23 protein-coding genes are annotated in these 23,917 nt (G+C 38.6%); 7 read left to right on the forward strand and 16 right to left on the reverse strand.

The features are described 5' to 3' along the window. Nucleotides 1-15: 15 nt before the first annotated feature. Nucleotides 16-1,032, reverse strand: coding sequence for a tRNA (adenosine(37)-N6)-threonylcarbamoyltransferase complex transferase subunit TsaD (gene tsaD / locus DRF67_RS12990; protein WP_115928721.1), 1,017 nt, complete (start codon nt 1,030-1,032; stop codon nt 16-18). Nucleotides 1,033-1,036: 4 nt separating this feature from the next. Between tsaD and DRF67_RS12995 the strand changes: the two genes are divergently transcribed. From DRF67_RS12995 to DRF67_RS13005, 3 genes are all read left to right on the forward strand, one after another. Further along, nucleotides 1,037-5,833, forward strand: coding sequence for a translocation/assembly module TamB domain-containing protein (locus DRF67_RS12995; RefSeq protein ID WP_115928722.1), 4,797 nt, complete (start codon nt 1,037-1,039; stop codon nt 5,831-5,833). A gap of 134 nt (nt 5,834-5,967) precedes the next feature. Continuing rightward, nucleotides 5,968-6,438 (forward strand): Lrp/AsnC family transcriptional regulator, encoded by a 471-nt coding sequence (locus DRF67_RS13000; protein WP_029298841.1) that lies wholly within the window; start codon nt 5,968-5,970, stop codon nt 6,436-6,438. A gap of 69 nt (nt 6,439-6,507) precedes the next feature. Then, on the forward strand, nt 6,508-6,885 hold the full coding sequence (locus DRF67_RS13005; RefSeq protein WP_115928723.1) for a hypothetical protein: 378 nt from the start codon (nt 6,508-6,510) through the stop codon (nt 6,883-6,885). A gap of 75 nt (nt 6,886-6,960) precedes the next feature. On the opposite strand, the gene gwsS is transcribed toward DRF67_RS13005, so the two are convergent. From gwsS to DRF67_RS13030, 4 genes are all read right to left on the reverse strand, one after another. Continuing rightward, a complete protein-coding gene (gene gwsS, locus DRF67_RS13010) occupies nt 6,961-8,046 on the reverse strand; it encodes a grasp-with-spasm system SPASM domain peptide maturase (protein ID WP_115928724.1) in 1,086 nt (361 codons plus the stop codon). A 175-nt stretch (nt 8,047-8,221) separates the two neighbouring features. After that, nucleotides 8,222-9,124 (reverse strand): grasp-with-spasm system ATP-grasp peptide maturase, encoded by a 903-nt coding sequence (gwsG, locus tag DRF67_RS13020; protein WP_115928726.1) that lies wholly within the window; start codon nt 9,122-9,124, stop codon nt 8,222-8,224. Between the two features lie 9 nt (nt 9,125-9,133). Beyond that, nucleotides 9,134-10,003 carry a hypothetical protein gene (locus DRF67_RS13025; RefSeq protein ID WP_115928727.1) on the reverse strand — a complete coding sequence of 290 codons (870 nt, stop codon included), beginning with the start codon at nt 10,001-10,003 and terminating at the stop codon, nt 9,134-9,136. A 99-nt stretch (nt 10,004-10,102) separates the two neighbouring features. Next, nucleotides 10,103-10,294, reverse strand: a complete 192-nt coding sequence (locus tag DRF67_RS13030) for a TIGR04139 family peptide modification target (protein WP_165851796.1) — start codon at nt 10,292-10,294, stop codon at nt 10,103-10,105. 614 nt (nt 10,295-10,908) lie between these two features. Here DRF67_RS13030 and DRF67_RS13035 point away from each other — a divergent pair. From DRF67_RS13035 to DRF67_RS21815, 3 genes are all read left to right on the forward strand, one after another. Then, nucleotides 10,909-11,442: a DUF4303 domain-containing protein gene (locus tag DRF67_RS13035; RefSeq protein WP_115928729.1), complete on the forward strand. Its 534-nt coding sequence runs from the start codon at nt 10,909-10,911 to the stop codon at nt 11,440-11,442. A 151-nt stretch (nt 11,443-11,593) separates the two neighbouring features. Then, entirely contained in the window at nt 11,594-12,073 is a 480-nt protein-coding gene (locus DRF67_RS13040; RefSeq protein ID WP_115928730.1) for a hypothetical protein, read from the forward strand. Then, the gene (locus tag DRF67_RS21815; protein ID WP_228435807.1) at nt 12,051-12,569 is read left to right on the forward strand and encodes a hypothetical protein; all 519 of its coding nucleotides are present in this window, start codon (nt 12,051-12,053) and stop codon (nt 12,567-12,569) included. The genes DRF67_RS13040 and DRF67_RS21815 overlap by 23 nt, the downstream gene beginning before the upstream one ends. 119 nt (nt 12,570-12,688) lie before the next feature. Here the strand turns inward: DRF67_RS21815 and DRF67_RS13050 are convergent, their stop codons facing one another. The 3 genes from DRF67_RS13050 to DRF67_RS13060 all read right to left on the reverse strand — a co-directional run bounded on the left by DRF67_RS13050 (nt 12,689) and on the right by DRF67_RS13060 (nt 15,220). After that, nucleotides 12,689-13,636, reverse strand: coding sequence for a transketolase family protein (locus tag DRF67_RS13050; RefSeq protein WP_115928831.1), 948 nt, complete (start codon nt 13,634-13,636; stop codon nt 12,689-12,691). A gap of 105 nt (nt 13,637-13,741) precedes the next feature. Then, entirely contained in the window at nt 13,742-14,596 is an 855-nt protein-coding gene (locus DRF67_RS13055; RefSeq protein ID WP_262511406.1) for a transketolase, read from the reverse strand. Between the two features lie 105 nt (nt 14,597-14,701). Then, nucleotides 14,702-15,220: a hypothetical protein gene (locus DRF67_RS13060; RefSeq protein ID WP_115928832.1), complete on the reverse strand. Its 519-nt coding sequence runs from the start codon at nt 15,218-15,220 to the stop codon at nt 14,702-14,704. A 400-nt stretch (nt 15,221-15,620) separates the two neighbouring features. On the opposite strand from DRF67_RS13060, the gene DRF67_RS13065 reads away from it, so the two are divergent. Next, nucleotides 15,621-17,858 carry a reprolysin-like metallopeptidase gene (locus DRF67_RS13065; RefSeq protein ID WP_115928732.1) on the forward strand — a complete coding sequence of 746 codons (2,238 nt, stop codon included), beginning with the start codon at nt 15,621-15,623 and terminating at the stop codon, nt 17,856-17,858. A 218-nt stretch (nt 17,859-18,076) separates the two neighbouring features. Here DRF67_RS13065 and DRF67_RS13070 read toward each other — a convergent pair whose 3' ends face one another. The 8 genes from DRF67_RS13070 to DRF67_RS13105 form a co-directional block, all read right to left on the reverse strand. After that, the gene (locus DRF67_RS13070; RefSeq protein ID WP_115928733.1) at nt 18,077-19,636 is read right to left on the reverse strand and encodes a sodium:solute symporter; all 1,560 of its coding nucleotides are present in this window, start codon (nt 19,634-19,636) and stop codon (nt 18,077-18,079) included. Between the two features lie 113 nt (nt 19,637-19,749). Continuing rightward, nucleotides 19,750-20,037, reverse strand: coding sequence for a GNAT family N-acetyltransferase (locus DRF67_RS13075; RefSeq protein WP_002984420.1), 288 nt, complete (start codon nt 20,035-20,037; stop codon nt 19,750-19,752). Nucleotide 20,038: 1 nt separating this feature from the next. Then, complete coding sequence (locus DRF67_RS13080) at nt 20,039-20,434, reverse strand: OsmC family protein (RefSeq protein ID WP_115928734.1); 396 nt, start codon at nt 20,432-20,434, stop codon at nt 20,039-20,041. Then, nucleotides 20,434-20,652, reverse strand: a complete 219-nt coding sequence (locus DRF67_RS13085) for a (4Fe-4S)-binding protein (protein WP_115928735.1) — start codon at nt 20,650-20,652, stop codon at nt 20,434-20,436. The genes DRF67_RS13080 and DRF67_RS13085 overlap by 1 nt, the downstream gene beginning before the upstream one ends. 190 nt (nt 20,653-20,842) lie before the next feature. Next, nucleotides 20,843-21,382: an NADPH-dependent FMN reductase gene (locus DRF67_RS13090; protein ID WP_115928736.1), complete on the reverse strand. Its 540-nt coding sequence runs from the start codon at nt 21,380-21,382 to the stop codon at nt 20,843-20,845. Between the two features lie 24 nt (nt 21,383-21,406). Further along, entirely contained in the window at nt 21,407-22,306 is a 900-nt protein-coding gene (locus tag DRF67_RS13095; RefSeq protein ID WP_115928737.1) for a pirin family protein, read from the reverse strand. Between the two features lie 47 nt (nt 22,307-22,353). Continuing rightward, nucleotides 22,354-22,665, reverse strand: coding sequence for a GNAT family N-acetyltransferase (locus DRF67_RS13100; RefSeq protein ID WP_115928738.1), 312 nt, complete (start codon nt 22,663-22,665; stop codon nt 22,354-22,356). Nucleotides 22,666-22,879: 214 nt separating this feature from the next. Continuing rightward, nucleotides 22,880-23,755, reverse strand: a complete 876-nt coding sequence (locus tag DRF67_RS13105) for a pirin family protein (RefSeq protein ID WP_115928739.1) — start codon at nt 23,753-23,755, stop codon at nt 22,880-22,882. Nucleotides 23,756-23,917: the final 162 nt, after the last annotated feature.

Consider the following 23,917-nt stretch of genomic DNA (forward strand, 5'->3'; position numbering starts at 1 on the left):
CTTTAGTCTTTTAGTTTATAAATCATACTTTGCAGTTGCTGAAGTTCTCATATCGGTAAATTCCCCTCTGTCAAACTTTAGTTTTGCTACCATAGCAATCATTGCTGCATTGTCTGTAGTATATTCAAACTTGGGAATAAAAATATTCCAGCCCAGTTTTTCCTTATTATCTTCCATCGCTTTTCTTAAAGCAGAATTGGCAGATACACCGCCGGCGATAGCTACGTCCTTTACATGAAGTTCCCTGGCGGCTTTTTCAAGCTTGTTCATCAGAATCTCAATGATAGACTTTTGTACGGAAGCGCAAAGGTCATTCAGGTTTTCTTTAATGAAATCCGGATTTTTTCTGACTTCTTTCTGGATGAAATAAAGAACTGAAGTTTTAATACCGCTGAAAGAATAATCGTATTGCTCTAATCTGGGTTTATTAAATGAAAAAGCATCAGGGTTTCCTTCTTTTGCCAGTCTGTCTATGATAGGGCCGGCCGGATAATCAAGGTCAAAGATTTTTCCAATCTTATCAAAAGCTTCGCCTGCAGCATCGTCAATAGTTTTTCCAATAATTTCCATATCAAAATAATCTTTGACAAGAACAATCATCGTGTGTCCGCCGCTTACCGTAAGGCATAAAAAAGGAAATGTAGGCGGCACAGGATTTGCATCTTCGATGAAATGGGCCAGAATGTGTGCCTGAAGGTGATTTACCTCAATCAGTGGTACATTGAGGCTCATAGCCAGAGACTTAGCAAATGATGTTCCTACAAGGAGTGATCCCAGAAGTCCGGGGCCACGTGTAAATCCTATAGCTGCAATGGCATTTTGTTGTATATTTGCTTTGGTAAAAGATTTTTCAACAACGGGGATGATATTTTGCTGATGGGCCCGTGAAGCCAATTCAGGGACAACACCTCCATATTCTTTATGGATGGCCTGGTTCGCGGCAATGTTTGAAAGAATAGAATTTCCCTTGATGATAGCTGCTGAGGTGTCGTCGCAGGACGATTCAATACCTAAAATTATAGAGTCGCTCATAATAATGGCAAAGTTAGAGAATAATAACGAGAATGAGAATAAAAAATCAGTAGCTGAAAACCTAGGGGATCAGGTACAGAAAACTGTAGAAAATGTTGAAGAAAAAGTACGGGAGACCGTAAAAGAAGCTTCTGAGCTTGCTTCAGATGCAATCAATCATCCGGTAGAAACTGCTGAGGAGTTTGGAAAACAGGCCATAAAAGATGTTACCAGCTATACCTGGTGGGGGAAACTTCTTCTGATTCTTTTCTGGCTCGGTATTGTACTGGTAGGTGGGGTACTTATTGCCGTCAATCTTCCGGTGACAAAGCAATGGGCGGCAGACCAGGCTTTAAAACTTGTTAATAATGATTTTAAGTCCGACTTTTCTACAGAAAGTGTCGATGTTAATTATTTTGGCGATGTCACCATAAAAGGTTTGAAAGTCAAAGATTATAAAGGCCTTGAATTTATTAAAGCCCGCGAGTTCCGTGCAGATTCAGACTGGATATCACTGGCTGTGAATGCGATTTCCGGAAACAGCAACTCTTTAAGCTTTAATTCACTTACCCTCGTTAATGCAGATATAAAAGTCATTACTTACAAAGGAGATAGTATTTCCAACTTTATCAGGTTTACAGAACTGTTTGACAGCGGAAAAAAAAGAGACCCGAATAAACCTCCTTTTCAACTGAACTCCAGAGTGCAGATCATCGATTCCAAGGTGTCGATCGTTAACAATAATTCTCCCGGAGAACCCGGAAAATGGCTTACAGCCACAAACTTCAATTTAAAAGCACCCAATGTAAAGGTAAATGGCGCCAATATTTCGGCCCTCATCAATAATATGTCCTTTGTGACGTCAAGATGGGGAAAACCTCATATTGTGGATACTTTTTCAACGGAGCTGTCCTTAACGCATCAGTTTTTATCTTTAAAGGATCTTACCCTCAATACCGACCATACTTTACTCCAGGGAGATGTTAAGTTCAATCTCAATAATGGTTCCTGGGCGGATTTTGCCGATAAAGTTCGCTGGGATATGAATATCAAACAGGGGAGCCAGGTGAGTGGATACGATATCAGCTATTTTGTGACCAACTGGGATAATATAAAGCCTTTCAATCTTTCAGGAAAAATGACGGGTCCGTTAAATAAATTTCATCTTGAAAATTTTCTTATCCGGAATCCTGACGTCAATATTGCAACAAAGACCATGAAAGTAGATAATCTGCTGAAAGGGAACTTCTCCATAGAAACAAAAGATCTGTCTACAGATTTTACCTATAAAGATTTGAAGGCTATGATGCCTTCCTTCATTTCCACAAAAATGAAGAATTTTGCGGACGATTTTGGAAAATTAAAATATAGCGGAGCCGCTAAAGTAAACCCCGACCAGATCTATGTGGATCACGGAAATCTGCTGACAGGAATAGGGCAGGCCACGATCTCGAAGCTTACTCTTACCGGATATAGTACAGCGATGCCTAAATATTCAGGTTTTCTTGAGGTAAAAGACCTTAATACTTCTGTCATTACCAAAAATAAAACGGTAGGGTTAATTTCCGGTAAATTTGATCTGAACGGGCAAAGTTTCGATGTCAATACGATGCGACTTACCACCAAATCCCAGATCGCCAGTATTGAGATTATGGATAAGGTGATCAATAACCTTTACCTCGACGGGTTGCTGGATCATAAAAAGTATAACGGACTGATCACCGTCAATGATGAGCAGGCAAAAGCAACCATCAAAGGGCTGATTGACTTCAGTACCTCAAAAACCGCCATGGATGTGAATGCTGATGTCACTTATCTGAACATGAATTATTTTACCAATAAGCCTGGAAACCAGATTGTAAGTGGACAGGTAAACGGGAAAATGGCAATGTCCTCCATCAATGATCTTACTCTGGATGTGGATGCCAATAATCTTCACTTTGCTACAGCCACACAGAAATACGTTATTCCCAATGCTAAACTCAAAACTTTTGTTGATGCGGGTGGCCGTGTGATTGATGTGGATGCTCCGGGTGCTGCAACAGGAAAAATATCAGGAAGATACAGTCTTGCCGATCTTGCCGGAATGGTAGAAAACGGGGTTGGGAGGATTCTCGTTGGTCCACCACCCAGAAAGCTGTACCGTGGACAGAATTTCACGATGAATTTCAATGTACAGCAAGGATTGGTCAATTACTTTTTACCGGATCTGAGATTACCCCAGGGCGCTATTGTAGAAGGTGAATATGACGGGAACTCTAATAATCTGATCCTGAATCTTGATGCTGCTGCACTGAAGTATATCATGAGCAGGGAAGAGGAAATTACCGATGCTGATAAAGCATTGGCAGCTTCCAATCCCGATTACAAAGTAAACGACCGGAAGAATATCAGCCGCGACAGTGCCATGATAGACAGTGTTAAGGTGAGAATTAATACAGCCAACCTTGATCAGCAGCTTTACGCAAAGATCAACAAATTGGAGTATAACAAAAATATTATAAAGGATTTCGAGCTTAAAGGTAATAACGAAAACGGAAATACCCTGCATCTGGCCACTGTATTCAAACATGGAAGTCCCGAGGACGAGATCAATGAACAGCTTAAAGAATATGCCATCAATGTAGATCAGTCTACAGATGCTGTAGGGGATTATGTATTCAGATTTGAACCTACAGAGGTTAATTTCAATGAAGTTACATGGGCAATTGATACCAGTCCGGAACTGAACCATTCCATTACTTACAGACGGAAAACCGGAGATTTTGATATCAGGAATCTTAGGATTTATTCCGATAAAAGCGCACTGCATATCAAAGAAGCGCAATTTAAGTCGTCCAAAGATTTTTATGTGGATGCTGATATTAGTGACTTTGCGATAGAAAAACTGCTCGAAATGCAATCCGGTGGAAACAATATGGATATTAAGGGGCTAGCCAACGGTAGTGTAAAGATCAAAATGGACAAAAGTACGCTGCAGCCACTGGTAGACCTTAATATCGATGATATTAAAATGAATGGCAATGATATGGGAGATATTTCCATTTCTGCCACCAATGGGTTTTCACTGAATCTATATGATATTGATGTAAAAGTGCATTCCGCAGGAGCTTTGGGTAACAACAGCCTGAACCTTACGGGAACGGTAAATAACAATACCTCATCGCCGGTTATTGATCTGACTGCAGAAATGCGTGAATTTGACCTGGCATTTACCCAGCAGTTTGTTCAAACCATCTTCGGAAACCTTCGCGGAAAAGCAACCGGTGATCTCAAAATCAGCGGTACCCTTCGTGATCTCGATTACAACGGGGATATTGCCTTAAAAGATTTCGGGCTCAAATTGATGTTTACCGGGGTGGATTATGCGTTTGATGATACCGTTATCCAGCTTACCAAAGGACTAGCCATTCTCAACAATATTGAAGTCCACGACGGTAGATCCAACTCAAAAGGAAATATTTCAGGGGCGATCCAGTTTGAAACCCTTTCTTCAATGGGGGTGTCTCTCGTAATGAGAGCAGACAATCTGTTGATGCTCAATACCACTCAGAAAGATTTTGATCTGTTCTGGGGAAGAGTATATGGACAGGGGGATCTCTACGTGGACGGACCTGTGTCCGGATTGAGCATAACGACTCCCAATATGAAAGCGCTGAACGGAAGTACCTTTACTTTCAACTCAAGCTCTACTTCCAACGTGGAAGAATTTAAGATGCTGAGGTTCCTGAAAGAAGGAAAAGACGGATTGGTGACATTGGAAGAAAAGAAAAAAACAGGAGCCAACATGAATATTGATTTCAATCTGGCTGTAGATAAGGGAACTACCGTAAATGTATTGGTAGGAGATGATGTGGGAAATATTACCGTGAAAGGAACTGCTGATCCTCTGAAATTCCACATGAACAGACAGGGGAATATCGCGATGAGTGGAACTTACAAGGTGGATAACGGAACTTTTGTTTCTAAAGCGATCCTTAACAAGACCTTTCAGATTGAAAAGAACAGCAGTATCAGATGGGACGGTGATGCTATGAAGCCCGCTCTGGATATAAATGCCAACTATGTCAGGATGGTTTCCAATGTTGGGGAATATCTGAGCTTAAGCAAACTTCAGCCGATCAGTATCTTACTGCAGGCTCATATTACGCAGTCTTTAGTGGATCCACAGATTGATCTTAATGTAACAGCTTTGGATGTTTCCAGCCAGGTAAAAGAGACATTGGCTGCCAAAATGAGCCAGGAAGGGGAGAAGGTGCTCCAGTTCGGTTCCGTTCTTTTGTTGAGCACATTCAATGTGTCCAACAGTGGTGGAGTGGATGTGAATGTGGGAAATGTAGCCGAATCATCAGGATATAATATGCTTCTGAAGCAGCTGGGATCGGTCCTTAATACCATGAGTAATGAATTCCAGATCGACTTGAACTATGTAAAGGGAGATCAGAACTCAAACACTGCAGACAGAGCTAATGCCGGACTAAGTGTTGCACTTTCGCCAAGGGTCAATATCAAAACAGGTCTTGGGATTCCATTGTCCAAAACTGAAAGTGCGCAGAATAATTATCTGTCTGGGGAAGGTTCTATTGAGTATGATCTTTCCAAAAAGAATGACGGTACTTTGGTAATTCGGGGGTATTCTAAACCTACCAATATCGGTATGGGCTTGGCCAGTACAAACGGATCTGCTAATCAAGCTTATGGAGGAGGTGTTGTGTGGAGTAAAAGCTTTAATTCTTTGTTTAAAAAGAAGAAAAAAGATAAAAAAGTTCCTGAACAGAAAGCTGAAATAAAAACAGATTCTACAAAATCAAATGGAAAATAATCGGAATATTTTAATGATTTTTATCATCCGTGTTAATTATTGTTAATATTTAATATATTTTTTTTAGTTAAATTATTTTTTGTAAATTTGCAAAAAATACATAGATTTTTTAAAGAAATTGTAATTTAACTAATATGAACTATCAACTGGACGAAATAGACAAGAAGATTCTTGATTTCTTAGTAGAAAACACAAGAATGCCTTTTACAGAAATTGCAAAGCAGATGGATGTTTCTGCTGGAACAATTCACGTAAGAGTGAAAAAGATGGAAGATGCAGGTATTATTTTGGGATCATCTCTTAATATCGATTATGGTAAGCTGGATTATCACTTTACAGCTTTCATAGGGATCCTTCTGACAAAATCAAACCGTACTCAGGAAGTACTGAAAGAATTGTCAACAATCCCTAACGTGATTGAAGCTAGCGTTATTTCCGGGAAGTATAACATTTTCTGTAAAGTAAGAGCGAAGAATACAGATGATGCCAAAAGAATTATTTATCAGATAGATGATATTCAGGATGTAATGAGAACTGAAAGTATGATTTCTATGGAAGAGTACTTAAGCGACAAAAACAGACTGATTAACGCTATTTCTGTGTAAATCAAATTTTAAACGAATAATTATATAAGAACTTATGAAATCTCTCATAAGTTCTTTATTTTTGTACCTATGGAAGAATACAGCTATTTTGATGAAGATCCTAAGAAAGGATGGGGATTTGTACTGGCATTTGCAGCCCTGATGTTGTTTACCGTAATGGGATTGGGAATAGATGTGGATGAATATCTGCAGCATGAATACCTGGAAATCCCAAGATGGTACTTTTACGTTATTTTTTCTATTGATCTGCTGATGATGGTGGGGCTGGTACTCATGTTCTTTTATAAAAAAGTAGGGATCTTTATGTTCCCGGCGCTTCTGGTGCTGCATTTCTTTATGCATAACTACTACCTGTCTACATTTCTGTATACAGATGTTACCAATCTTTTCCTTTTTACCGGATTCGGGATGCTGGCCATTATTCCGAAGTGGAAATTTTTTAAGTAATAAAAATCAAAAATTTCTTTTTATAAATCCTCCCACTCATGTATTTTAGGTTTTGAGAGGATTGAAATACAGATATTATCTATGCTTAGATTTCGACAAATCATAGTATTGAATAGCTTGTTGTTTTAAAGGGTTTGTGCTCCATTCTTCCCACTTTCCTGAGTAGGGGTTGTAGCCGCATTTCAAAGGTTTTGATACATCAAGACTGTTTCTGTTTTCAGCAGACCGTTCGGTGTAAGCCCTGCAGTCTGTACAGAGGTACCGGAACTCACAGTCTTTACATTCTTCAATATGGTCTTTTGTAAGATTCCAGTATTGGGTGAATGCAGGATTGTTCAATGCATCCTCAAGACTGTTGATATGAATATTCCCGAAGCTTTCCGCCATGAGAGGGCAGTTTTTAATGTTCCCTTTTTTATCAATACCTATTTTTTTATACAGGCAGGAATTATAGTTGACTGCTTCCAATACTTTGGAGAGGTTGGTATTGAAATATTTCAGTTCTACTTTTCCACAGGCAGATATTTTAAGATCTTCTTCTACAAAATGCAGGGTAAACCGGTATTCATTTTTAGCTTTGAAAGGAGGCTGAGAGCAGTTGTAAAAGATCAGATTATAAATTCTTTCTGTCTTCTTGTGAAGTGCCTGTATAAAAGGTAGGTCTACCTTCTGATGGAAGGGAGAGTAAATCTCAATGTTTTCTAAAGAAGTATTGTCAAAAAGATGGTCTATGGTGAGAAAATCATCAGAAGAAAGTTCCTTTTCTGAGAAGATGACGAGATGTTGCACTCCCAGGCTGTCTATGGATGTCCTTATTTTTTGCAGAATAGTTAAATCATTGAGTTCTATGAAAACATTGGAAATTGTGCAGGGATCATTGTAAGCATACGACATGACCGGGAAGTTGTGATCCCAGTCATTGTCAGTAATGAAGCCGTATTCTTTTTCCAGAAACATTTCCAGATATTCTTTGACGATTTCTCTGGATTCTTCATCATAATTTCTCAGCAGTTCTTCGATCGGATGAATCTTCAGCTCTACAATAAGCTCATAGACTTCCAAAGGATACAGTTCTGAGGTATTTCTCTGCAGATCTGATATCAATATTCTTCCGGCACCTTTGGTGACCATAACGGTGCTGAATAGATTGAAGTATTTCATATTATCCTGGTCAAAAATTTATGAGGTTTTAATTTTACATGGAAGTCGGTCTGGTATTTTTCACAACCTATGGTCATGCTGAATTGCTTATGATCACGGGTTTTATCTTTTACTACTTCCATATATTTATAAACAAGCGGAAGTTTGTTCTTTTCTAGGGTGTAATAATTTTGTTTCATAAATAATCAGCAATTTCTTTTTCCAATGAGTAATTACAGATCGACGACATGCCCAGAAACTGTCCTGTGGGATTGATTTCTAAGAAATAATAGTGGCTTCCACTTTTAATGAAGTCCAGTGAACCACAGTTAAGATCCAGCGTCTCCATCAGCATTCTTATCTTTTGTTCGATCGTATCAGGAAGTTGATAAAGTGCATTTCTGTTCGGTCTCTTAAGATTATACTTTCTGAAATCAATTTGAGTTTGTTCATCATTCTGGGAGAAAATAGCCATCGACCATATGTTGCCGTTCAGATAAAAGCTTCTGATTTCAAAATCTTTTTCAATTTTTTCCTGAAAGAAGGTGGGGAAAAAGAGTTCGTTTTCAGGTTGATCCACCACCTTGGTATACATCGTTGCCGTTGAATCTGCGGTGATGTGATCTACCCGCGGATTTCCACAGATGGTTTTAATAATTGTTCTTCCCAATACAACTTCTTTTGTAGTGTCTGCGAGGAAATAAGAAGGGACCTCCAGACCTGCCTTCTGGGCCTGTTCAAGAACCAGCAGCTTATTGATATCATTCTTACTTTCTTTGTTGATATGCTTTTTGGATTCAAGGGTTTTTCTTACATAATCTTCGAGCCAGTGCTGGTACTCATTCATGGTGAGGTTGATCTGCTTATTTTCATATTGGAGCTGCCTGAACTGCAGCCCGCCCCGTCTGTACCAGACGCTGGTAATATCATCCAGGAAGAAAAGGTTCCTGTAGCTTTCCAGAAAAATCCGTTTTTCTTTGACTTTAATATCAAAAACCTCATCTTCATGAATCCTGATGAAGCTTTTGCCCATTTTCAAAAGCCATTTTATAACTTCAGTCGTGGTAATTTCTTTATTTTTAGAAATAATCAGGATCATTTTTCTTTTTTATTTTTCCTTGATAATAGCTTGAGAATGTTTCATGCGGGGTAAACCTATACTTTTTCGGTTGCGATCAATAATTGTCGAGTCCTTTATGGTGCTGCTTCCAGTATATATTGCGTATGGTGGTTCTGTTTTAAGAACTTGGAGATTATATCGGTCCATCATGGCCGCATAATCTCTCGGAGGAAGCTCGCCGGATTTTACATATTCCAGAAGCTTGGTCTTAAAATAGTCGTGATATTCAGGGTAATTAGCCAGATGAAGAAGCAAAGGGCCGGATGGCATGAAAAAATCGCCATTATACAATCCTATTTTTTGCAAACCGGGAAATCCCTCATTTTCAAACATCCTTTTCAGCATTTCAGCATTTTTTTTGTCATTTACAATCATATTGTCATGATTTGAATCTTTACGGCTGTCCTGGTCGCGCTTAAAGGCAACAGTGAAAGAATCTACCATTTTCTTATTAAGACTTTTTTTCCACTTTGCTACTTCCCGCTCCATTTCCTGCTCATCAATACCGTATTTTTTATACAATGCTATAAGCTTCACATTTTTCTTTTCAAACTGCCAATAGGGGGCTACTAAAGGAATCAGCTTATAAAGGCTTTTTTTTCCGCCAAAGTTTTTATCGTGCTGGTCTGCCATACTGATATAGGTATAATACTCCGCAATACGGTCCTGATTTTTGGGTGGGTATTTTTTAAACAATGTCCTGTACTGGCTGATAACTTTTAAGGTGTCTTTTTTGAAACGGTAGATGCTGTCGATCTCATTCACTTTATTGTAATAGGTGATGTAGTTTAAATTACTGCTCTTACAGGAAGAAAGAATGTAAAAACTAATGATTAATGTATATGAAAAATTACGCATAGGGGTATCATTAAAAAGTTTGAAAAAATTGTCAAAAGAGTGACGATCTAAAACAGGAACAGAGGGCCTAGACCCTCCGTTTTTTGTGAGTAACAAGAATTAGCAACCTACAAACAGGGTATTTTGACGTACTCCGTCTTTCCAGGTTTCTTTATCATAACAGCCATTACCACCGTCTGTTGATACATATTGATAATCACCACCACCGACAATAGATTTAAGATCTTTTCTCTGTAATTTTTTGTTTTCTGCAGAAGAGAAATTTCCCTTCATTCCTTTTAGATTTTTCATTTTAATTGTTTTTTGAATTGAACAAATTTTGTTTGCCATTTGATTATGGCTTGATTTAAATAATTCTTTTATCTACTTATACTGTACACTTATAAGGCTGATTTCAGAACATTTATCAACGTTGATGTTTTCAAAACTAGAAATTATTATATCCCTAAAATGTGAATCGTATTGCTTTTTTTTTGACAATCGTTTGTACATTTTTCTTTCAGACATTATTTTTAACACATTTATGTAAAGCATTAAAATGCTTTACAGTCCGGAATAAAATTATAGGGGGAAGTAGTAAAATTTTAAGGTGTAACAGAGCAGATCTTACAAAATATTTCTATTGTACATATCTGTAAGGCTAGTTTTTTTGAAACATATTAGGGTAAGCGTATGGAGGTAACTGTCTTGATATCAATTCTTTAATTAAATGATGTTGATATGCAAAAAACTGAAGACTTAAGATAGGTAGAAATTTTTACAGAGCCTTATTGTGTTTCGCTAAGCAGTATTCGCGCTCCAATTGTATATCTATAATCATGAAACTGGCTGGAATTTTAAAGATTGTAATCCGATAATGTAAAGGAATAACGGTAATTTTACCGGCCCATTTTAAAAAATAGAGTATGGATTTTGAGAATTTGAAAAACCAGATAGAAGAGGCTGCAAAAAAAGCTTTTATAGAAATGTTTGAGAAACATGGCGATGAAAACATTTATAGTTTTGCATTGTACAGTGATGAGGGGGCAATGACAGTGTGTCCGGCTTCCAATACGCTTACCGTATTAGAAGATCCGGATGAAGATGATGCTTTATATTACAAATACGAACCTGCAGAATGGACCTATGAAATGGAAGGGGCTGATGATGAATTTAATGGGATATGCACGCAGCTTAGAGCAGAGCTGGAAAGTAATGAAAATTCTGGTGAATGGTTTGAGAGCTTCAGATCCCAGCTGTATGCTTCATGTGTCGAAGTACTGGAAAAACTCAAAAATGAAAATTTTTTCAGGAACATAACCGGAAGAGATATTTTCCTTTTGTTTACTGTTTCAGATTATGAATTTGAAACAGAGGATCTGAGAGAGATCATTATCCGGCTCAACGATAATGAATATAGAACTGAATACCTGGAGTGGATGGACACGTGGGGCAGCTAAAAGAGTCTTAAAGATATTTCCAAACTGATCGGTTTATCCTTTAAGAAAATATGAGCAGAATTGAAAAAGCTCGGATGATTAACGGGGAGAGGAAATTAAAATTATTATTATAAGTATTACTTAATTATACCAACATTAGAAATTACCAATCATGAATACACAACGATTTTATAAAAAAGAAGGAAGCCAATACGTTTTTAAAAACCAGCCGGTATTTATATCAGTGCTTGTGCTTATTTTTCTCGCTATTGGCGTGCTGACATTTAACAATGTAAGAATTCTCAGCCTAATTATTTTTGCCCTGGTGGTTATTATGGTCCTTAATTTTTTTGCTAAAAAATTTGTTATTGATACTGAGCGGCAGACCATTACAGGGAAAGCCAGTATTTTTGTTCCTGCCAAAACCTATTCTTTCCAGGATTTTACCAATTTTGAAGTACTGGCCATGAAATATATGGGGTTTATTACCACCAATGTAATGCTGTCTATACACTTTGAAGTCAACGGCAAACACGAAAAACTGTCAATTGGACAGGCACTTACACGTAGAGAAATACAGAAAATGGTAAACGAGACGGAGGATATTATGAATATTAATACACCAGGCGATGAACGTAACCGACCGCTATAGGTTTCAGGATAACGGAAGTGAAATCAGCTTTATGCCTAATTACAGTTTTCTCCGGGCTTTGGTATGGTGGCTTCTATTGGGTGTTCTTGCCTTTGCGGGAATAACATATTATTATGCCGGAGAATGGTCAGGAGCATATTATAAATTTGCACTGATCGTCTGGGGAGCTTATATGGCTTATTTTTTATCTGATCTTATTTTCCGCGTTCCTGTGAAGTATATTTTTGACAAATCAGAAAAGTGTATTTACAGAAAACTCTTTTTCTCAAAGAAGATCATGAATTTTGATGAAATGGTTTACTTCATCAATGATGAAATGGGAGGATATTATTATGCTATCGGGCAAAAGAAAAACCAGTTTGTGAAAAATTATAAGATCAGCAATTACTTCTCAGGTTCCAAAGCTTCCGGAAGGAGAGAGGCTGAGTATATTGAGAAAATACTATGTCCGGTACTTGAAGCGGTGGGAATTCCTGTTAACAGTGAGCAGCCATAAGGGGCAAAAAATGCCGTAACCATCTTCATTGTCAGATACTGACTGTTATTAACAAATCTCCAACAAAAACCCGGGCTGTTTCTAAGAAACAGCCCGGGTTATATAGTGGCAGCTGATGATTAATCAGCTAATATTCGCTTTACAGCTTCTTTCACTGCTGCTGCATCAATCTTGTACTTCTTCATCAGTTCTGCAGGGGTTGCAGACTCTCCGAAAGTATCATTTACAGCTACGAACTCCTGTCTTGTAGGTCTTCTTCTTGCAAGCATCCCTGCAACAGACTCTCCTAGACCACCCAGGTAGTTGTGTTCCTCAGCGGTTACTATTTTACCTGTTTTTTCAACAGACTTTATAATAATCTCTTCATCAAGCGGCTTGATCGTGTGGATGTTGATTACCTCACATGAAATACCTTCTTTCTCAAGCTCTTCGGCAGCAACAAGAGATTCCCATACAAGGTGTCCTGTGGCAACGATTGTCACATCAGTTCCTTCCTGAAGCATAATTCCTTTTCCGATTTCGAAAGGCATATCTTCGGGAATAAATACAGGAACAGTAGGTCTTCCGAATCTTAAATATACAGGACCTTCATAATCAGCAATAGCAATAGTGGCCGCTTTGGTCTGGTTGTAATCACAAGGATTGATAACCGTCATCCCAGGAAGCATTTTCATCATCCCAATATCTTCAAGCACCTGGTGTGTAGCACCATCCTCACCTAAAGTAAGACCGGCGTGAGATGCACAGATTTTTACATTCTTCCCGGAGTATGCAATAGACTGACGGATCTGGTCATATACTCTCGAAGTAGAGAAATTGGCAAAAGTCCCTGTGAACGGAATCTTCCCCGTAATGCTAAGTCCTGCAGCCAGTCCCATCATATTCGCTTCTGCGATACCTACCTGAAAGAATCTTTCTGGCGCCTTTTCAATGAATTTCTCCATTTTCAAAGAACCGATAAGGTCCGCACAAAGTGCTACTACATTAGGATTTTTGTCAGCAAGTTCAGCTAATCCGGCTCCGAATCCTGAACGAGTGTCTTTTTTTTCTGTATATGTATATTTCATTTTTACTAAAGTTTTTGATAAGTGATTCATGATGGTCTACAATAGTTTATATTCTGAAAAACCATCCAAATTCATCATGTATCGTTGATAGTGTATCTTTTATGATTAATAGTCAGCAGGAGCTTCTAAATACAATTGCTTGAATGCCGTATCCAGCTGCTCATCATTAGGAGCCTTACCATGCCATGAATGAGTTCCCATCATATAGTCTACACCGTACCCCATTTCTGTATGAAGAATAATAGCTACCGGTTTTCCTTTTCCGGTTTCTGTTTTGGCTCTCTCAAGAATACCAATGACCGCTTCAAGATCGTTACCGTTTTTCTCTTCCAAAACGATCCATCCAAAAGCTTCAAGCTTTGCATGAAGATTTCCAAGGCTTAATACATCATCAGTATCTCCGTCAATCTGGCGCCCGTTGTAATCAATCGTAGAAATAATGTTGTCTACTTTTTTAGCTGCTGCATACATCAGTGCTTCCCAGATCTGACCTTCCTGAAGTTCACCATCTCCGTGAAGTGAGTAAACAAGAGATTGATCTCCATCCAGCTTTTTACCTTGTGCAACACCAAGAGCAACTGACAGACCCTGTCCAAGAGATCCTGAAGCGATTCTTATTCCCGGAAGACCTTCATGGGTAGTAGGGTGACCCTGCAATCTTGAATCCAGCTTTCTGAACGTTCTCAGCTCGTCTACCGGAAAGAAGCCGAATCTCGCCAGTGTGGAGTAGAATACCGGAGAAATGTGCCCATTGGATAGATAAAAATGATCTTCATTTTTGCCCTCCATCGTGAAAGGAAGATGATAGTTCATTACCTTTCCGTAAAGCGCTGTGAAGTATTCTGTACAACCTAAACTACCGCCCGGGTGTCCTGAATTGACAGCATGAACCATTCTTAAAATGTCTCTTCTGATCTGCGTAGCAAGAGATTTTAACTCTTCAATACTTTTACTCATTATATCTGATTTATTTGCACGCAAATTTACAATTTTTTAGCGGCTTATGGAAATGCAAAAATCCGGATTCACAATCCGGATTTCAGGTAGAATGATATTTCCCTGCTTTTAACAGCCTTCATTAAGGTAAACTGAAATTTCAGTAACAATATTATTAATGAATTTAAAAGATAAGTGTGTTCCCGCCTGGCTGTCTTCCAGAGTAAAATAGCCGGAGTCTTTTACCGGCTTATTATTTTTGTCCCAATCCGGACGAACCGCGAAGCTGGGATAATTTCTGTACGCGTTGATAAGGTCTTCTTTTGTGCTTCCTACTCCGATTCCACTTTTGGTTTTGAACTTTTTACTGGTCGTAGTCATATAAGTAATGGAAGGAACACTTGGGTTAGCCTCATTGATATAATTGTCAAAAAGATCGATTTGGATGCTTTCACCATTATATTTTACAATATTTCTTTTCTCTCCGTCTGATTTCTTCAGAGTGATGCCGGCAATTTTTTCGACTTCTGCTTTTGGCATAAATACTTTATAAGGCCCAATCCTCAAGGTAGATACTTCAAAGCTTTCCTGGGCATTGACCAGACCGAACGCCATGGTTATTGTGAAAAATAAAATAATTTTTTTCATAGTTTTTAATGCTGTTATTTTGTTTTTAAGATGAATGAGAAAGAGTATATAATCACCTTCAAAGATAACAAAATAGGGCAATCAGAAGAATGGATATTGGTCTCTATATAATATTATGATATGATACCTCATATAAATATCAGTATGCAGACGATTTTTACTATTTCCTAAACAAGGACAGGTTGAAATTTAAAACTTACATTAAATTATTAATAACTGTTAATTTTTTACAGTTATATCAATAACTTTGTTGTTTTCGTGAATAATGTGTATTTTTTTATCGTAATATTGTTTAGATTTCATTACTTTTATAACTCATTTAAATTAAATCACTGTTTTTTGAATTTGTGATTTTTTTAAATATACTCCGACTTTTAAAAAAAATCTAAACATCATAAATATGAAAACGAAACAACTCGTTTATCTGGGGATTTTCTTTTTATCCGTATCCTTTGTAAAGGCTCAGGACTTTTTTACGGCAACCAGTGAAAGGTCCATAAAAGTAAATCCTAAGAACAGGACCGTCCAACCTGAAAAGTTTCTCACGTATACTTTGGATGTTGCGGGAATGAAAAACTATTTTCATTCAGTTCCACAACTGAATGACAGTGATCGTAAAAACAATGCTCCCATTATTGTACTGCCAATGCCTGACGGTACAAAAGCCAAATTCCGGATCTGGAAATCTTCAGTAATGGCTCCGAAATTAGCCAGCCAGTTTCCTCAATTAATAACTTTGACAGGACAAGGGGTTGATGATCCATATGCTACGATAAAACTCGACCTTACAGAGCTGGGATTCCATGCGCAGATAAAATCTGTGGTAACCGGAGATATTTATATTGATCCGTACGCAAAACTGGATCTTAACAATTATATCATTTACAAAAAAAGTGACTTAATTGATAAAAAACAGAGATCTTGTGAAGTAAAAGATGAAGACGATTCTCCGTTAGGAAAAAAAAACGCTCAAAAAACCATAACACCAAGCGTAGGAAATCAAATTAGAGTGTTCAGGTTTGCAGTGGCTTGTACCAACCAATACGCAAAAGCCGCTACAGGATCTCCTACTCCTACAGTAGCACAGACTTTATCAGCTATTGTGACGACGGTAAACAGGGTGAATGGAGTGTATGAGCAGGAAGTGGCTTCAAGATTGATATTGGTGGATAATGAAACCAATATTATTTTTACAAATGCTGCTACCGATCCTTTTACAGGAAATAATAATGCAGATATCTTAATTGATGAAAGCCAGATACAGATCGATACAAAAATCGGAAATGCCAATTACGATATAGGTCATACTTTCAGCACAGGTGGAGGTGGATTGGCCGGGTTGGGAGTGATATGCAACAATGCGTACAAGGCAAGTGGAATTACCGGTTCATACAACCCTGTCGGAGATCCTTATGATATTGATTATGTAGCCCATGAAGTAGGGCATCAGTTTGGAGGTCCACACACTTTTAATGCAACCACGTCAGGCTGTGGTGGAGGCAATCGCAATGCAGCCACTGCAGTAGAACCGGGAAGTGGTATTACCATTATGGCTTATGCCGGTCTCTGTGGATCAACAAACAACTTAGCAGCCAACAGTATCCCTATTTTCCATACCAGATCATTCCAGTCTATCACAACGAAAGTTCAGTCAACAACATGCCAGGTGACAACTCCTTCTAACAATTTTGCACCTACCGTCAATGCGGGTGATAACTATACAATACCCAAAAGTACACCCTTCAGATTAGAAGGATATGCTACAGATATAGACAATAATTCACTTACTTATTGTTGGGAGCAGAATGATGTGGGTCCTGCAGGTGACTGGAATGCACCGACATTAAATGCACCGATATTCAGATCATATGCTCCTGTCACAGAGCCTTACAGATATTTTCCAAAACTCACAGATGTGATCAATGGTACTGTATCCAAAGGAGAATTTAAACCTTCTTATGCCAGAACCATGGAGTTCAGACTGACTGTAAGAGATAATAATGCAGGATGTGCCGGGGTAGCCAATGATGATGTTACGATTACGGTAAATGGGAATTCGGGACCTTTCAATGTAACCGCTCCTGCTACAGCGGTAAACTGGGAGGGTAATTCTACTCAGACGATAACGTGGGATGTAGCGAATACAAATGCTTTTCCTGTGAATTGTGCTACTGTAAATATTTACCTGTCAACAGATGGAGGTCTTACATATCCTACGATCATCTTAAGTTCCACTGCGAATGATGGCTCCGAAACCATTACAATTCCTAATGTGGCTACCACAAAAGCAAGAATTATGGTAGCTGCCGAGACGAATGTCTTCTATAACATTAACCCTGTTAACTTTACAATTACCCAGACTTTAGGAGTAGATGAAGTTGCTGCCAATAACGATGCATTTGCTGTATACCCAAATCCAAGCAACGGACTTCTGAATATCAAATTTAACAATCAGAATGAAGTTTATGATGTTATAGTATATGATGTAAGTGGAAAGCTTGTTTTCAGCAAAATGAATAATAATGTAAATGGAGACCGCACAGGAACATTTAATTTAACCCACCTTGTAAAAGGGAATTACCTGGTTAAGATCAAAAGCAAGAATATGGATAAAACCGTTAAATGGATTAAAGAATAATAAACCATAATATATCAACCATTCATTAAGGCTGTTTCATTACTGAAGCAGCCTTTTGTTTTGGTGAAAGTTGTTGGTATTATTATGCTGGCCGATACTCTCCAGCATAAAAACCGGCCGGAGAGTGCAAAAAAGAGGAACAATTTCTTATTCCTCTTTATTAATATTGTTATGAGATCCTTGCTACTGGCAATTAATCAGCCAGGATGGGCATCTATTTATACAACCCTTAGATATTGTTTGTCTTTCACCAGCCAGAGACCGATAAAGGTCAGCAGTCCGTTAAGAACAATCAATTCTACCCCGATGCGGTAGTCTGTGTAAGTGGTCACCGCTAGATTGATAATATAGGTAAGAGCCGGAGCTAAAATAGTCACCGCAAGAATTGAATATTTTCTGGAGATTTTAAACTTCGTGAAAATTCCAAAGGCAAACAGTCCCAGAAGTGGTCCGTACGTATAGCCAGCAATTTCCATAATAAGATATACGATGGATTTATCATTCAAGGCCTTGAAAACCATGATCAGAATAAAAAAGACTACCGTGAAGGTCAAATGAACTTTCATGCGGAGACGCTTTTTTTCCTTTTCCGTTTTGGTGGTATCCTCATTAAGGTTGAGGAGATCCACACAATACGAACTGGTGACCGCCGTTAAAGCACCATCTGCTGAAGGAAAAAGTGCCGAAATCAACCCAATGATAAAGATAATGGAAATAGCCATTGGAAAATATCCCTGAAGTGATAAAGCTGGGAACAGGTCGTCGCCCATAATATTTTTGATATTACCAGCTGCATCTTTAAACCCAAAAATGTTGGTAACGGTGTCAGATTGTAAAGTTCCATATTCAGCACCGTTTTGCAAGGCAAAAAGATATAATAAACCACCTAAAAACAGAAAGGCCAGATTCACCAGAAGCAGCGTTCCGGCAAAGGTCAGCATGTTTTTCTTGGAGTTCTTAAGATTATCAACAGAAATGTTTTTCTGCATCATTTCCTGATCCAGTCCGGTCATTGCGATGGTTATAAAAATTCCTCCCAGAATGGTTTTAAGGAAGAACGTTTTCGAATTGGGGTCAAAATTGATGAAATGAGTATAATTTTTCTGTTCCAGAATGGTGTAGGCTTCTCCAAAAGACAGGTTCAGATTGGATAAGATATAGACAATACAGGCTATCAGGCTGATAATCATAAAAGAAGTCTGCAGGGTATCGGTAATGACGATCGTCTTTACTCCCCCTTCAAAGGTATACAAAAGTACCATCAGCAAAAGCACCATTGAGGTCAGCCAGAACGGTGCCCCCAAGCCTTCCAGTAAAAATATCTGCAAAACATTGACTACCAGGTATAATCTTGCCGTAGCTCCGATAGCCCTTGAAATAATGAAAAATATAGAACCTATCTTATGGGCTTCCACGTTGAATCTTCTTCCTAAATAGGTATAGATGGACGTAAGGTTCATTTTATAATACAGAGGCAGTAAGATAGCTGCAACAATAAAATAACCAATGAAAAAGCCGATCACCATCATATAATATTCGAAACCTCCGAAGATATATTCCGAGCCCGTCATTTTTCCTACCGTTCCCGGGACAGATATAAAGGTAACACCACTTAGGCTGGTTCCGATCATTCCGAATGCAACGAGCCACCATTTGCTTTTTTTGTTACCGATAAAAAATGACTGGTTATCAGAATTCCGGCTTGTGAAATAAGAGATCACCAATAGACCTACGAAATAGATAAAAACAAATAGCAAAAGGACAGTTCCTGGATTCATGCTTATATTTTAAATTTTAGCAAATATAGTTTTTTTCTGTTCTGCTGAAAAAGAAAAAACCTTTCAGATGTTTAGGCTGAAAGGTTTTGTATTGTAAGAGTGGAGAACAGTGACTAATTCACAAGAACATCCTGCAGTTCCTCACTTTTCTGAAAGCTTGCCTTAGCGAAAGGACAAAGGGGAATGATTTTTTTACCGTTTTTCCTGGCAAAATCTACTGCTGCCAGCAGCATTTCCTTACCGACACCTTTGCCGTTGTAAGCTTCTTCCACCTCCGTGTGGTCGATTATAAATCTTTCTTCTCCGGCCCAGGTGTAAGTCATCATTCCTGCACGCCTTCCATCTATGAAAGCTTCAAAACTTCCGTGTTTCTCGTCGTTGTTTTGTTTTACTTCGATCATGTTATGAGAATTTAGTTAGTATTTCTATGTCGTTGGTTAATATTTTATGTACTGGGCAGGCGTCTGCGATGGCATGTAATCTCTTCATCTGGTCCTCGTCCAGAATGCCATCGAAGCTGATCCCTCTCGTGAACACAGCTCTTTTGGTCAAAGGGAAGTTTTCAAGCTCTACTTCCACATTGATGTTTTCCACATCCCATTCCTTTCTTTCGATATACATCCTTAAAGTGGCTGCCGTACAGCTTGCCAGCGAAGTTGCCATGATTTCAAAAGGATTGAAGCCTTTATTTTGTCCGCCTTTATCAATAGGTTCATCGGTGATGATTGTGTTTTCACCCGCTGTTACCTCCGTGTAATATTTTGTTTTTCCTAAACTTGCTTTTACCGTTACCGCCATTATTTTACTGTATTGAATTTATAACTTAATGCGCCGGAAGGGCATTGGTCTATTTGTTTTCTAAGTTCTTCCGGACTTGCATTGGCTGCTTTGATCCAAGGTCTGTCTTTAGGATTATAAACGTTAGGAAGCAGTTTTACACATATGGCAGAGTGAATACATTTCTGAGGCTGCCATATGACTGTAATGTCGCCATTGGGATATTCGTGTGTTTCCATATCAATTTTGTTTTAATAATTTTAAACTTTCCTATCCGGAACCAGCCATATGAGAGCCACGATATTATAAAAACGTATGGCAATATAAGGATAAAAAAATGAACTTGTGATGCACAAAATGTAAAATATATGCTGGTTCACTTCCGAAAGCATTAATTCTTTCAGCTTGGGTTTTCACTCCTATATCGCATTAGCCATCCGTATACAGCTGATTTTTAAAGTTTTCAATTTTAGTTTTCAATTCATGAAGCATATCAGGATTGATTACTCCGCTTTCAAGATCAAAATTTTCGTAAAACTTAGGGAGCGAAAAAGTATCCTTGATGTCTGCTGCAAATTGAGGGAAAAATGTTTTTGCTGTATTCATTACATTGCCACCTCCATACCCTCCGGGAGATGTGCTCATCAGGAGCATCGGTTTATTTTGAAATACCTTTACATTAATTCTGGATGCCCAGTCGAAAATATTTTTAAAGGCTGCGCTGTAAGAACGGTTGTGCTCAGCAAGAGAACAGATGATTATATCACAGTCTTCAATCGCCTTTAAAAAACGATATGCTTCGTCCGGAAATCCTTTCTTTTCAAGATCTACAGAGAAAACAGGCATGGTAAAGTCATTAAGATCAATAAGATTAATGTTTTCATTCTGAAAATCTTTCAGAACAAACTTCACCAATTCCCGGTTAATAGAAGTGGAAGAGGAACTTCCTGCAAATGCTAATATTTTCATGTCTTATAGGGTTCCTGAGCAAAATTATTTTCTGTTTAAAACGGCTTTGGGAAGAGGAACATATTCTTTATCATCTCCCGGAACCAAAGGAAAGGCATCATGGTTCTGGTCATTCCAGTTTACTTTTGCCTGGTCAATTATTTCCTTATCAGAGTTGACGAAGTTCCAGAAAATAAAACGCTCTTCGTCAAAAGGTTCTCCACCAAAAAGATATACAGTTCCGTTTTCACTCATGTCAAACTCACATAGTTTGGTATCTTTGGCGATCATCAGTTGTTTTGAGCCATAAGAATTCCCTTCAGTGGTTACTGTTCCGTCAAGAACGTACATGGCTGCTTCTCCATAAAGATCTTTTCCAATGCTTATTTTTCGGGCCTCTTTCGTTTTGATTTCTATGAAAAATAGCTTGCTGTGAACGGGAACGGGAGAGGTTCTTCCAAATGCCTCACCTGCAATTAATTTATACTGAATGCCATCCTCTTCCCATACTGGAATTGTGTCTTCTTCAATATGGTGGAAGGTAGGTTCTGCTTGTTCCAGGTGTTTGGGAAGTCCTACCCAGATCTGAAATCCGTGAAGCCTCTTATCGGTGTGTCGTAGATACTCAGGAGTTCTTTCCGAATGAACAACCCCTTTTCCGGCAGTCATCCAGTTGACGGCACCGGGCTTAATCTCAACGGCATTTCCAATGCTGTCTCTGTGAAAAATAGAGCCTTCCAGTAGGTAAGTTAAAGTGGATAGCCCGATATGGGGATGTGGCGGAACATCAAGGTTTTGGTAATCCTTTAGTTCAGAAGGCCCCATATGATCAATAAAGACGAATGGTCCCACGGCTCTTTTTTCCCGGAAAGGGAGAAGCCTTCCTACCAGAAAATTTCCTATATCTGCTGCTTTTTCTTCGATGATAAGTCCAATATTTGACATAATTGTTATGAATTGTTGATTAAAAATTAAAATATTTTCCCGGAGACTTAAAGTTGATTATAACCTTCAAATCTTTCATCCACGATGCGTTTCCACTCAGGATGTTTTTTAATAAAAGCAAAAACATATGGACAGAACGGGAGTAGTTTTTTACCGCTTTCTTCAATATAATTCAAAGTTTTTTCTACCACCGCAGCGGCAGCACCGCTCCCGGCAAGCTCCGGTTCTGCTTCCGTATGTATCAGGGAAATCTGCTGCATGGTTTCACGGTAATCTATGAATGCATAATGGCCGTTGATGGCTATTTCAAATCTTTTATCTGTTTTTGAGAGTGGGATATTTTCAAATTCTGGTTTCATATTTTTTAAAATTAAAGAGTACCTGTTTTAGTGTGATATGACACTGTTCTTTCCTTCAAGACAGCCGGTCCTTACAGGTTTCTCGGCCTGTAAGGCGGGCAGTCATTAGCTAACTTATGATCTTCAGTCAATAAAATAGATAGACTGATTTCACATTATTATATAAAGTTAATAAAAAAGGATTTATTCGGAATTAAGATAAATTTAATTCTTCTTAATCTTCAAGGTATCCGAATTTTCCGGTGTTGAAGTCTTCAAAAGCCTGCATAATCTCTTCTCTTGAGTTCATGACAAATGGGCCATGAGGAAAGATAGGCTCGTTGATTGGTTCGCCACTGATGATAAGAACAATAGAATCTTCTTTAGCCTCAATGGTGAATGTTTCTCCTTCATTTTTAAATAAAGCAAAGTGGTCACTCTTTACCTGTTCTTCTCCATTGATGATGATGCTTCCTTCAATCACTAAAGCAGCGGTATTGAAGGTTGCCGGGAAATCAAAATCTGCCTTTCCGCCTGCCTTAAGCTTGGCGTTCATCATATGAACCGGAGTGAAAGTCGTGGCAGGTCCTTTATGACCTTTATATTCTCCGGCAATGACTTCGATAAGACCGTTTTCTCCTATATCCACTCTTTCCATTTTCGTATTTTCAATGGCCTGGTATTTGGGATGACTCATCTTATCTTTCGCCGGGAGATTGACCCAAAGCTGTACCATCTGGAAAATTCCGCCGGTTTTTGCCCATTCAGTTTCGTGGTATTCTTTATGAAGAACTCCTTTAGCAGCGGTCATCCACTGTACATCTCCTTCCCCAATGACGCCACCCCCGCCAGCACTGTCGTGATGTTCTACTTTGCCGCTGTAAGCGATGGTTACCGTTTCAAAACCCCGGTGTGGATGTACGCCCACGCCTCTCGGTCTGTCGGAACCATTGAAATGGAATTTTGAATTGTAATCAAGCATAATGAACGGATCCATTCTTTTCATGTCTAATCCATGTACACCTGGAATAAAATTATGAACCCTAAACCCATCGCCTACAAAATGTGCAGGACGTGGAGATACTACTATTTCTACTTTTTTAGTTGCCATAATATTGTTGATTTTATATACACAAAAGTACCATACTAATACCTCAAACGCATTGATCTGTGATAAGTTCGGACGACAACAGGGAAGGGCTAACAGGTCGTATGGAACAGGCTTTAAATTCTGTTGACACTTTCAGCCTTTGTTCTTTTATCTTTTTCCCCG

Origin of the sequence: Chryseobacterium pennipullorum (genome assembly GCF_003384725.1) — a bacterium.
GTDB classification, from domain to species: Bacteria; Bacteroidota; Bacteroidia; order Flavobacteriales; family Weeksellaceae; genus Chryseobacterium; species Chryseobacterium pennipullorum.